The organism is Clostridium pasteurianum BC1, assembly GCF_000389635.1.
GTDB lineage: Bacteria > Bacillota > Clostridia > Clostridiales > Clostridiaceae > Clostridium_I > Clostridium_I pasteurianum_A.
Genome location: NC_021182.1, coordinates 3,283,795 through 3,296,761 on the forward strand (window position 1 = coordinate 3,283,795; position 12,967 = coordinate 3,296,761).

The 12,967-nt window shown below is 29.3% G+C and carries 11 protein-coding genes; 1 reads left to right on the top strand and 10 read right to left on the bottom strand.

The annotated features are described in order from the left end of the window. Window positions 1-134 precede the first annotated feature (134 nt). The 4 genes from CLOPA_RS15555 to CLOPA_RS15570 form a co-directional block, all read right to left on the bottom strand. Entirely contained in the window at window positions 135-869 is a 735-nt protein-coding gene (locus CLOPA_RS15555; protein WP_015616385.1) for a zinc dependent phospholipase C family protein, read from the bottom strand. A 42-nt stretch (window positions 870-911) separates the two neighbouring features. Beyond that, a complete protein-coding gene (locus tag CLOPA_RS15560) occupies window positions 912-2,231 on the bottom strand; it encodes a PQQ-dependent sugar dehydrogenase (RefSeq protein WP_015616386.1) in 1,320 nt (439 codons plus the stop codon). 71 nt (window positions 2,232-2,302) lie between these two features. Then, the gene (locus CLOPA_RS15565; protein ID WP_015616387.1) at window positions 2,303-2,863 is read right to left on the bottom strand and encodes a ferritin-like domain-containing protein; all 561 of its coding nucleotides are present in this window, start codon (window positions 2,861-2,863) and stop codon (window positions 2,303-2,305) included. 173 nt (window positions 2,864-3,036) lie between these two features. After that, complete coding sequence (locus tag CLOPA_RS15570) at window positions 3,037-3,561, bottom strand: hypothetical protein (protein ID WP_015616388.1); 525 nt, start codon at window positions 3,559-3,561, stop codon at window positions 3,037-3,039. A 404-nt stretch (window positions 3,562-3,965) separates the two neighbouring features. Between CLOPA_RS15570 and spoVB the strand changes: the two genes are divergently transcribed. Beyond that, on the top strand, window positions 3,966-5,471 hold the full coding sequence (gene spoVB, locus CLOPA_RS15575) for a stage V sporulation protein B (RefSeq protein ID WP_015616389.1): 1,506 nt from the start codon (window positions 3,966-3,968) through the stop codon (window positions 5,469-5,471). A gap of 165 nt (window positions 5,472-5,636) precedes the next feature. Here spoVB and CLOPA_RS15580 read toward each other — a convergent pair whose 3' ends face one another. The 6 genes from CLOPA_RS15580 to CLOPA_RS15600 form a co-directional block, all read right to left on the bottom strand. Next, window positions 5,637-7,238: a putative polysaccharide biosynthesis protein gene (locus CLOPA_RS15580; protein WP_015616390.1), complete on the bottom strand. Its 1,602-nt coding sequence runs from the start codon at window positions 7,236-7,238 to the stop codon at window positions 5,637-5,639. A gap of 21 nt (window positions 7,239-7,259) precedes the next feature. Beyond that, window positions 7,260-8,213 (bottom strand): RluA family pseudouridine synthase, encoded by a 954-nt coding sequence (locus tag CLOPA_RS15585; RefSeq protein ID WP_015616391.1) that lies wholly within the window; start codon window positions 8,211-8,213, stop codon window positions 7,260-7,262. Between the two features lie 173 nt (window positions 8,214-8,386). Next, on the bottom strand, window positions 8,387-9,565 hold the full coding sequence (locus CLOPA_RS15590) for a M20 metallopeptidase family protein (protein WP_015616392.1): 1,179 nt from the start codon (window positions 9,563-9,565) through the stop codon (window positions 8,387-8,389). Between the two features lie 25 nt (window positions 9,566-9,590). Continuing rightward, on the bottom strand, window positions 9,591-11,702 hold the full coding sequence (locus CLOPA_RS15595) for a cell division protein FtsA (RefSeq protein WP_015616393.1): 2,112 nt from the start codon (window positions 11,700-11,702) through the stop codon (window positions 9,591-9,593). A 436-nt stretch (window positions 11,703-12,138) separates the two neighbouring features. After that, window positions 12,139-12,258: a DUF3606 domain-containing protein gene (locus CLOPA_RS24485; protein ID WP_347459993.1), complete on the bottom strand. Its 120-nt coding sequence runs from the start codon at window positions 12,256-12,258 to the stop codon at window positions 12,139-12,141. Between the two features lie 160 nt (window positions 12,259-12,418). Further along, window positions 12,419-12,745, bottom strand: a complete 327-nt coding sequence (locus CLOPA_RS15600) for a 5-fold beta-flower protein (protein ID WP_015616298.1) — start codon at window positions 12,743-12,745, stop codon at window positions 12,419-12,421. Window positions 12,746-12,967: the final 222 nt, after the last annotated feature.

The following is a 12,967-nucleotide window of genomic DNA, read 5'->3' on the forward strand; positions in this document are numbered from 1 at the left end:
GTATTTAAATAATAAATTCTACAAAAAATAAATAATTCCTCCAATTAATGGAAGAACTATTTATTTAAATTTTATTTACATTCAGATACGATAGCTAAGCACTACATAATAAGTTAGTTATTTTCTCTTTAAAATTATTTGTTGAATTCATCCAGTGAAATTATATTGTTTACGCAGAGTTCATTGTAAAAATCTATCATAAACCCAGCAGTAGTCCTCTCAGCTTCCACAATAATAACGTTAGTAATACTTCTATATCTTTTTTCTACGTCAAGTATATTTTGAAATTTCGTATAGGTATTATTTGACATTAAAGCATTAGCTTTAATATATTTATCTATAGATCCATACCTTTTACTTTCTGTTCCCTCTTCAAAACTATAGCCACTTACCACCTTTTTTAAAATCCACATTTCAAAAGCTCTGTGGCTTTTTAAAAGGTTATTATTTACATGTTGTGGTACGGTTGTATCCTGAATCAAATGGCAGGCTGCTCCAAAATAAAATAATGCCCTTGATCTATCACCAGCTTTAGCATAATTTATTGACATTCTATAATATTTCTTACATTCCGTTAAAGCGTTTGAAAATCCATACAAACCTTTCTCCTGTGAAAAATGATAAAAATGATTTGTACTCTTGAAATCCTGATCAGCCCAAGTTACTCCTTCATTTAATTCTTTTAAATATTTCATAAAGAACCTGTAAATTTCATCATTTCCTTCATGCTTAATAATTTCAATTGCCTTTATATTTATATATTTATGAACGGTACAATAAGTCTTTATTAATAATTTTTTTATAGGATTTACAGTGGCCATAACACCTCTAACCGCTTTACCATAATTTTTTTCAATTGCTCTTTGCATATTCAATCCCCTATTTTCTATTTTTAGTCATCGGATAAATTATTACTTCTTTTTAGATGACTTATTTACTTTTCCCATTAATAATACTCCAATTATTCCTATTAATACAACTGCTATTAATACATATATGATATAACTGTGTAAAATTTTCCTCTCTATAGCTCCTTTATTAGCTACAGATATCAAATATCCTTCTTTTGAATCCAACACAATAAGTCCACTATTTGTAAACTTCATGCTACTTACATGAGAGTTTTTTGAAAAATCCATAAGCTTTGTACATATATTTTTCTTATTTATAAAGTATATTGAATTATCTTTACTGTCATAAAAATATATATCATCCTTTTCATTAAGTAATCCCTTGGAATCCACTGCAAGAGCACCTAATGAAGAAAGCGATTTATGCTGATATAAAGGTGCAGGAGGATTAGTAGTTGGATGCTTATCTAAAATAAAATCAACTCTTGTATTGTTTAAACCCTTAAATTTAGGAGAATCTACAGGATCTCCACCACTATAGTCTGGCCATCCATACCATTTTCCCTTTTCTATTGAATATATATAATCAGAATCTCCCTTTATAGGTCTAAATCCTCTATCTTCCATTCCACCTACATCTGCAATTAGTTTTCCCTCACTATTAAAATCCATTCCACTTATATTTCTTATTCCATAAGCATAAGTTTCGGAAGCTTTTGTTTTAAAATTATATATGATAACAGAGGCATTTCCCGGAAAATGTTCAGGAACAATTTGTCCTTTAAAACTATTGGTGTTACTTGGCTCAAAAGCTCCAGTTTTATTATTCCCAAAATTTTGTCCTTTAAGCGTTATGGATTTAGGTGTTATATCATGATAAAAGGGATTATCCTTAACCCATGTATTGTCACTACCAACTACACCGGAATTGGTTGCAGCACCTATGGATGCATATAAATAGCCATTATATATTTTTATTTCTATATCCTTATAATCACCAAAATTAGGCAAATCATTAATTAATTCTTCTTGTTTTCTATTTTGTAAATCATAACAGTATATATCATTTTTAGAGGTATAATAAATTTTCCCGCCATAATATTCTATATTATCTATATTTAAATTGTTATCTTTAAATATATTATAACTTTTACCACTACTATTTACAAATTGAATTCTATTACTAAATGCTATGTAAAAATTTCCATTATTGTCTTCAGCAACATCTTTAGCTGAAATTAATCCTTTAAATTTTAAGACAGCTTCTTTCCCCTCTTCACTTATATTAATTTTATAGCTTTTATAGAATTTATTAGCTAGTACACTTACAGAAAAGATCATAACAATAACTATAACTATGGCGCCTAATATTTTCTTCATATTCTCCTCCTAAATAAAAAAGTCCTGGTATCTAATTTATATTAATTAAATACCAGGATATGCATGAAATTCTATTTAGATGTTAATATAATATGTTCTTTTTCAACCTGACAAAGTGCTTCAAATATGTTAGTTACAGTTTTATCTTTAATTTCCCCTTTATATTTATCATAATAAGTTACAGCATGCTTTTCTCTAATTGCTGCTGCCCCTAAAAGAGCCTTATCCGTATTATATTTATCATAATTCATTTCAGTTAATTTAGGGAACTCACTAAATCCACCTATTCTAAAATGAATTTTTGCATGAAGCATTTCAATTTTACTTAATGCAGTAAAAATTTCCTTTACTTCACTACTTTCAGCCATTTCAGAAGCTTTTTTATAAAAATCTCCATTAAAAATTTCAAGCTTAACAGCATGGTCTATAATTCTCAGTGCATTTTTATCTAGTAATTTACTATCAACATTATAAGTTTCTCCATTATTACTTAAATAAATTTCACTTACCCCACAAAATGGACAGTATATTATTCTATCTTCCTTATTTTTTTCTAAAAATGCGGAACTATTAATGTAAAAATTTTTTTCATTAATATCCATTCCACAAACCATACATTTTATTCTATTCACCTTTGCACCCCCGCATTTAATTTTTTCTAAAAAATTATTTTTATATGCACCTTATATTTTAAAACAAATTTCTCAATAAAACAAAGCCGCTTGAAAAATAGCAGCTTTGTTTTAGTTTAACATTTTAAATTTTTTAAAACTAAGTACAATTCAAATAAAGTATTACTTAATCTCTAGTAGCCATATTTATTTATTAAACTCTCCATGTCACCAAATATTAAAGTATTATTTATATTTTTTTTATGTACTTTAACTCTATCTCTGCTTACTACAAACACTATATTGGGATATTTCTTATCCTTTATTTTTTTAATTTCATTTCCGTATATGTACTCTTCATCTTCTGAAAAATTATACATAAAAATATTTTCAGAAAATATATCTGCTGCTAAAACCTTTAATTTAATTTTATCTTTTATTAATTTGGCGTTACTTTTTTCAAATTTAAACTTTTTTAATTCTTTTAGTCTTCCATCTCTATGGGAACCCTTAAATAAAAAATATTTATCTTCTATGTCTTTTCCATCTTCCGATGTAATAAATAAATTATACTTATAATCATCCTTATTTAAATCCGAATTAATTTTTGCATAATTCTTTAATTTTTCGCATTGTTTTACAGCTAATCCCAATTTAAATTTCAAAATCCCTTTTAAAAAAATAGATTTGCTGGTTTCTCTTTTAACTGTATTTAACATTTACCACTCATCCTCTCAATAAAATAATCGTTAATAATTAAAATTTATTTAGAAAAAATTATATTTACTAAGTTTTAGATAATTATCTACAAATACAATCACTTTGCCATTTTAAAATCTGAGATATTATGACTATTAATTTATGTATAACTTTCTCCAAGTAATAATTTATCAAAATATGCAACTAAATTCAATAGATTCTTAATTTAAATTTAATTTAAATTTAAATTAAATTAAATATTTTTATAACATATTTCACAATATAGTATTATTTTTCACTGTAATATCCAGCTTATCCTACTATCCTTTATCGGTATTTGCTTATATTTTATTAAAGCTGTAAGTGAATATTAAAACTTTACTAAACATAGTATTATATATCAATAATTTTGTGAGGTACATATATGCAATTTGATAATTTTTACAAAGACACCATTATACTTACAATTTCCAATCTTGCAACAGGTATTTTAAGATTTGTATTTTCTATAATACTCTCTAATAAATTAGGCGCAGAGGGACTAGGTTTATATTCCATAATAATGCCTATATATGATCTTTTCTGCTGTGTGGTTTGCGGTGGAATGATTATTGCAGTATCAAGGAAGGCAGCTATATTTTCAGGAAATAAAGATTATATAAATGTAAACAAGCTTATACGTATAGCTATTATTTTTGACCTGCTTTGGTCTGTATTTATTTCAGTATTGGTATTTTTCAATTCCAGCTTTGTGGCTTCCTTTTTAATAAAAGACAGCAGAACCCTATACTCTATAGAAATAATATGTCCTGCTTTAATTTTTGTAGCTTTATCTTCCATATTAAAGGGATATTTTTATGGAATATCTAAGGCCAAAATACCAGCATACATAGATATATTTGAAAAGGCTATAAGAATTTGTGTAGTCATAGGAATTGTAAATATATTAATGTTAAAAACTATGGTACAAACCATAAGTGCAGTGTATGCAGCTCTAACCTTTGGAGAATTAATAAGTTTTCTAATGCTCTATGTTGCCTACCTAATATATCGTGGAAAACTTAAAACTGTAAATACTCGTAGAGAGAACAAGGGACAACTTTTATTTGATATATTAATTGTAGCTATTCCCCTTTGTATAAATGGATTTCTTGGCTCCATATTAAATACAGCATCAACTTTAGTACTTCCAAGGAGACTAGTTGCAGCTGGCATCAACTATGATACAGCACTTTCTCTTATAGGAAAATTTACAGGGATGGCACTTAACATAACCTTTTTTCCCATGGTAGTTATTATGGCAATGTCTACTGTACTGGTCCCCGATATATCTAGAAATCTTAGTAAAAAAAATTACTATGCTTTAGAAGAAAGAATAAGAGAAGTTTTAAAAATATCTTTTTATTTGGGAATAGCAACAATGATTATATGTCTTTGTATACCTAACAATTTGGGCAAGCTATTTTTCAACAGAAATGACTTAGGTGTATTTATTGTAACCAGTGCTTTATGCCTACCCATCACCTATGCTGCCGCCTCTACTTATTCTATACTCAGTGGTCTTGGTAAACAGACAATCATATTAATTAATTCTATGCTTGTTTCAGTAGAAGAACTGGTACTTCTATATATTTTGACGGCTATACCAAGTATAAATATTTATAGTTTTGCTATAACTTTATTTATTACTGGACTTACTTCCTTCATACTAAATATTTATGAAATAAAAAAAGTATGCCCTATAGGTTTTTCTTCTACAAATGCTCTAATAGACATTATGATGAGTATACTGGTATTTCTAGTGCTTGGAATTATGGATCATGTTATGTCCGACTCTATTTTTATATCAAAAAATGTATTAATTATTATCACTGGTTTTTTACTGTATTTCTTATTGACTATGGTAGTAAAAGAAAAAATAATAGCTTAGTTTTTCATAGAAAATTATTTTTTACATTAGAAGAGCACCGTGAAAATATATTAAAATACAAATAATTTTCACAGTGTTTTATACTATAATTTCCTTAAAGCTTTCTATATATAATTCCTGTATATAAAATCTTGCTCTAAATATCACTTCTAACCACTGAAACAACTATCTTATATTGGAGATTATCCTTTTAGGTATAAATCTTTTTATTCTGCCGGGGATAATATCCAGTTCATCCTTTGTAATGCCTTTACACAATATCATAGCATATAAATATGCTAGCACTCCCATAGCAACCGCTGCAAGTAAAGACACTGCATTATTTAGATATCCCTTTACAATAAAGTGTAATATGTAACTTAAAATATTATATATTACATAGGTTACAGCAGCCATAAATATGGAAGAAACTATAGGTTTGAATATATAAGACTTAAAATTTATTTTTAATTTTAAAATTTTCTGTATGTATATAATATTTAAAATTATAGGAACTCCAAAACCTATAGCACTACCTATAATAGCTCCATAAATTCCTATTTTAGGGATAGCTACCAAAATATAATTTACAACATATTTTGCAATTAATCCTAAAATTGAATAAAAGGTTACAATATAAATTCTTCCCATACCCTGTAAAATGCTGGTTTGAATTAGAGCCAGTGCCATAAATATTACTACTATGGAACCAAATATCATAATTCTGTATCCGTCTCCTATTTGTAATAATTCATATATAGGTCTGCTTAACACCGAGAGTCCTACTGCTGCTGGTACAGCTATGAGAAAATTTATTCTAAATGCAAAATTTATTTTATCATTCACAAGTTTTTTATTCTTGAGTGCTACAGCTTTTGATACTGCTGGCAACACTGCCATAGCTAGAGCAGATATTATTGTAATTGGCATATTAATAAGTGTAAGATATTTTCCATACATTCCATAAATGCTTTGAGCGTAATCTGTTAGAGCTCCTCCAGCTATAAGTCTTGATGTTATATTATAGCTATCTATTAGTGTACCAGCATTTGTTATTGCAATACACACAGTAATGGGAATACTGTATTTTATAATTCTTCTCAGCACCTGCTTATTTGTATGTCTTTTATTATTGTGTAAAATTCCAGATTTAAAATGTTTATTCTTTTCATAGGTTATTATGAGATAGAGAGCAGAGGCTAATGCTCCTAATGTAGTACCAACAGTTGCTCCTACAACCCCAGCTTCAATCCCACGTCCTATTAATATTGCTGCAAACAGCAGCGAGAAAACTGTATTGAATACCTGCTCCAGTACCTGTGATATTGCTGTAGGCTTCATATTGCTTCTTCCCTGAAAATATCCTCTGTAGGCAGAAGCTACAGAAGTAAACAATATAGCAGGGCAAAGTGCAATTACAGAATATTTTGCCTCTGGATAATGTATACTTGCAGTAAGAGACCCTGCTGATAAAAACATTACAATGGACATAATTATTCCTATAGCAAACAAAAGAAATCTGGATATTTTAAAGGTCTTTATTGCACTCCTGTAATTCTCAACCGCCACAAATTCAGATACAAGCTTTGATATGGCGCTTGGAATTCCCGTATTTGTTATCACATATATAAAAGCATAAATTAAATATGTAACTTGATAGATAGCATAGGGCCTGTTTCCTCCAATTATCTTTAAGAGAAAAGGCATATAAATTATGGACAAAAGTTTCGCTGCCATAGTAGCAGCTGATAAAATGGCAAATCCTTTACCAGTTGATTGTTCTTTCATAAGCTTAACCTCTTTAACACACTAAAACTTGAATACATCTGTTTTAACTTTCTTTAATATAGGTGGTAATGACTCTGCTATGGTCTTGTTTTCCATATATGCTAGCTTTTCAGGACAATTCTTAAATATAAGCTTATAGGCATATAAAAATTGATAGTCTAAGCCATATCTATTATTAAAAAAACTATTAAGTTTTTTATCTCCATATTTATTATCTCCAACTATTGGATGATTTAAATGATTTAAATGAGCTCTAAGCTGATGACTTCTTCCTGTAATAAGATCTATTTCTATTAATGAAAAGCTGCCACAGGTCTGAACAGTTTTTACTTCCATAGCTATTTTCTTTGTATTAGACATTTCACTGTCAAATACTTTAGAAATATTTGCATCTTCATTTTTGTATATATATCCTTCATAAATTCCATCCTTAAGCTTTCCCTTAACTAAAGCTGTATAGTACTTTTTTATTTTTCTTTCTCGTATCATTTCATTTAGAAGCTTTAGTGCCTCAAAGTTCTTGCCAAATACAACTATACCAGAAGTATTTCTATCCAATCTGTTACAAGGAGCCGGTGTAAATGTAACCTCTTTTTCTGGTTCATAATCACCTTTATCATATAAATAGGACAATACATAGTCTGTAAGGGTAGGCTCTCCACTTTCACTATTTGAATGCACTAAAACTCCTGGCCATTTTTCTAGAAGGAGCATATTTTCGTCTTCATAGGTAACTTTAAAATCGTTATCTATTCTTACAAATTCTTTTTTTTCGGGCTTAGATGAAATATAATAAGTTTCTACTATATCTCCTTCTAAAAGAGAATATTTTTCCTTTGTCTTTCTACCATTTACTTTTATATCACCTTTTCTAAAAGCCTTAAATATGGCACTTAGGGGTACATCTTTAAGCCATTTTCTAACAAATTTATCTACTCTTTGTCCTGCCTCATTTGGTCCTATTTCAATTTTCATCTTTTCCTCCATGGTTTAAAAATTATAATTAGGCATATACATTAATTAATGATATACCTAATTATAGTTGACAAGATATTATTATACTACTAAGCTATATTAAAATAAATGATATATAATTTATTTTAATACTTTACACCTAAAAATAAGCAGTAAAACTCATATTATATTTTCTAATTATTTTTTTGAAGATAGTTAACTGCTGCTGTACATTGAATTGCTACTCCAATGGGAATACAAGCTTCATCCACATCAAATAGACTTCCGTGAGCAGGATTTACTATTCCCCTTGCTTCATTTCTACAGCCAAGATAATAAAAAGCGGAAGGTCTTTCCAAAGAGAAATATGCAAAACTTTCAACACCCATACTTGGATTTTGAAGAATATTTATCTTATCTTTTCCAATAACCTCTTCTGCACTTTCCTTCACAACATTAAGCATTTCATCATCATTATATAAACATGGATAACTCTCTTCTATTTCTATTTCACAGCTGCCTCTCATAGAAGTTACTATTCCTTCAGCTATTTCTCTAAGTCTCTTTTTAACATAAGATCTATGTTCTGTTTTCATAGTCCTTATAATTCCACCTATTTTAACCTCTTCTGGAATTATATTTTGTGCAGTACCTCCATGAATATAGCCTATAGTTATAACGCCTGGATCCACTGGTGGAAGTTCTCTGCTTATTATTGTCTGAAGAGCATTTACTACATTACAGGAAATAACTATAGGATCCACAGTTGTGTCCGGATGGGCACCATGACCGCCTTTTCCCTTTATTTTTATAGTAAAGGGATTTGAAGCAGCATTAACTACGTCTTTTTTTACACCTATTTTTCCTACTTCAATAGCTTCATCTACGTGAAGTCCAATAACTGCGTCTACCTTTGGGTTCTCTAAAACACCCTCCGCAATCATTAACCTTGCTCCTCCAGTAGTTTCCTCTGCTGGTTCAAAGAAAAGCTTTATATTTCCACTTAATTCACCTTTTATAGCATTTAATAGCTTTGCAGCACCCATAAGTATAGTTGTATGTGCGTCATGACCACAGGCATGCATTTTTCCATTTACCTTTGAAGCATATTCACACTTCTTTTCATCTTGCAAAGGCAGTGCATCCATATCCCCTCTTAAAGCTATAGTCTTGCCAGATTTAGCCCCTTTTATAATAGCACATATACCAGTCTTAGCTACAATTCTATATTCAATTCCCTCACCTTCAAGAAAGGCTTTAATTTTCTCATTTGTTCTAAAAAGTTCATAATCTAATTCGGGATGAGAATGAAAATCTCTTCTCCACGCTATAAGCTGATCTTTTATTTTATTTGCTTCATTTAAAAAATTCATAATTTACCTCTTTTCCTGTAAAAATTTATTTCCACTTTATCTCTATTCTATCTTCAGATTTTAATTCATCATAGAAACCCGCTTTATTACCATTTAACAGTAGCACAAGTTCTCCCTTTGCTTTACTGAGATCAAATTCAATATAGTTAAATATATCTACAAACATATATGAACTTTTCCCTTTCAAGGTTATCTTCTTATCATTTGCAAAAACCTCTATTGATTTATAAGAATTCTTATGTATTTCTATGGGAGCTTTGTCATAATACTTTTTATCTTCTTCTACTTTAGTTTCAATATAATTTTCTTCCTCATCTACTACATAACCTGCCGCAGCTTCTGCTTGTGCAGTGTTAACTACTTCTCCATAATCATGTTGATTATTTTTTTCTTCATTTATTATAGTGGTAGATATATTGTCTCCTTCTTTGATAATATAATCATCCTTAAGTTTTGTAGACTGAATATAAAATTCCAAATTTAAATTATTATCAATAAATTTTCTATAGTCTCCAATAGTTTTTGGAAATGCAGTTTTAATATTATCTCCTTCAGCTATTATATGATCTATATTAACTTTTTGATCATTGGCAAAAAACAATGGTTCAAGATTTTTAATCTTACCGTCCAAATAAAATCCTACAGAATCTAATTTTTTTATATAATCCTTTATATATGCCTTTGCATTATGTCCATTTTGTGCAAAAACTATTTCTATTTTATCATTTTCCCTTATTTCTGACTCTAAACTTGCAAATATTCCATTTAATTTAATTATAGAACCTCTCGACATACCTCCAAAGGCTACACGTTTTGATCCATTCAAATTAAATCTTATATTCCTTCCATTCTTACCAATTAAAATTTTAGGATTTATACCTGCTTGCATAATAACGTCCATAATAGTGTTCTTTTTAGAATTAAAGAGACTTACTGCACTGTTATTTAAAAATACATCAATAAAATCTCCCCCAAATTTTCTCATAGCTACTAATGCTATACCTAAAACCGTAACTCCTACACTACCTAATTTATTATCGTCGCATACACAATCCACAACACTTTCTCTGCCTTTAATTGCAATTCTTTGAGATGGTATATTGAGATTTTTAACAATTAATTCCTTAAGCAGTGGAGTATGTGCTCCCCCTCCAACTAAGAATACTGCATTAGGTGCTTTACCACCATTAAGCTCAAGAAGCTTCTTAGCTATTTCCTCCGATAATTTCTCAACTACAGGCGTTATTATCTTAATCACTTCATCAAAGGTAATACTATTTTCTAAACTCAATACATCCACATAACTTACTTCTTTTTTTTCAATAACCTCTTTTTTTATCTTCTCAGCAGTATTAAAATCTACAAGACAAGCTTGTGCCAATGCTTCAGTAATCTCATCTCCTGCCATAGGCGCCATTCCATAAGCACTAATAGTCTCATTACTGCTTATAGCAATATCAGAAGTACCTGCACCAATATCTATAAGAGCTAAATTTAAAAGTCTTAAATTTTTAGGTACTGCCGCTTCCATTGCGGCTATAGGTTCTAATGTAAGGTTTAGTACAGATAAACCTATTTTTTTCGTAACGGCATAAAGACTTTCAACTACTGAACTAGGTAAAAAAGTAGCGATTACTTCTGCTGAAATATTTTGACCTTTATGAGATAAAAGATTAGATATAGCGTATCCATTAAGATAGTAATTTTTAACACTGTATCCCACACAATACAGCTTTCCCTGAGTATTCTTATTGACCTCTTCCTCAGCTTGCTTTACTGCAGTAAGTTCAAGGCTCCTTACCAGCTCTTTATCTATTTCCTTATCTTCATCAATTCCTAATTCTGATTTAACTAGGATAGTTTTTAAAAACCTTCCTGCAGCAGCTATAGCCACTTTTTTAAGTTCAAAACCCAATTCCTCTTCCAGTTCACTTTTAACTTTATTTACAGCCTTAGTAACTAGACTTATATCATGTATCTGTCCATCTACCATAGCTCTCTCTTCATGTTCTGTAAACTTTTCAGCTATAATATTAAATTTTTTATCTTTAATAATCCCTACTGTACCAATAACAGTGCGGGTACCAATATCTAAAGAAAATAAAATGTCTTCTGATTTAATATTTGGATATGCCATTATTTATACCCCTTAATAATATAATTTAAAGGCTCATATTCTTTAAGAACGCCTTTATTTGCATATAGGTTGCAAACCCTTTAAACAAACTACTTTTAATGCGTGTATTACACATATTCCGCGATAATTTTTAAGGTTGAGAAATTTATTAGTACGTTTTTAGTACTCATAAAGGAGTGCTTTTAAATAAAAAAATATCAATAATGCTTTTAATTTTTATTTTAGTATTAACTATTTACAACACTCGTACTGTATTTAGTATACAGGCTGAACAACTTAAAATCAATAATTTGGTCACAAGGGATAGTGTTAAGATTACTGAAAGTAAATCTCTGGAAAGGGCTTTAACTCTGTAGACTCAAGAACAATACTAAAAGCGTATGCACCTATGACATATAATTATATAAAAAGCATAACAAAGGAGTAACTATATAAGCTACTCCTTTTTCTTCTTTAAATAACTTCTTATATCTTTTTCAGAATTTCCAACTGATTTAATAGCCGTAAATAACTCATCTTCCGTACATTGCAATAATTTACACCACAAATTATTCAAAATGTTTATTCTTATGTAAAAAAATAAAGCCTAGAGAAATTAATCCCTAGGCTTAAATTTATTTCTGTATTGTAAAAGCTATCGAATAACTACTTGTAGAAATTAAACATTCTTCTTTCTCAATTTTTTAGAAAAATCCATCATATCCCCAATAAGGATATCAAAATCCAAACCCAAACCCAAATCCAAATCCACCGAATGCAGCTCCTAACAATAAACCTGCTGCAAGTAGTCCTAGCCATGAACTATGCACACGTCCAAGTCTATTGCCATTCATATTATATACATTCCATCCATTAAAATATCCAACTGGCATTTCCACAGAATTATAAATTACTCCATTTGATACATAGGCTATTGGATTATAATTTGAATCATAAAGTACAGGATCATTAACATATCCAATGATTCTGTTACTTCCATCATAAACAATATTACCACTTAAATGACCCACAACATTTTCATTTTGGTCATATATCTTTTCCATACATTACTCATCCTTTCTCATATAGTATTTAACAAATCATAATAATCTTTTGCAGTATATTATATGAAATTTAATGCTCAATGCCACAGCCATAGGACTTGCTTTGTATGAATCTTAAGTAATTAAAAAATAAAGCCTAAAGTAGTTTAGCTACCCTTGACTTTATTCTTCATTAAGAATTCTACTATAGACAATATTATTATTTCCCATTATTTTTGTAAT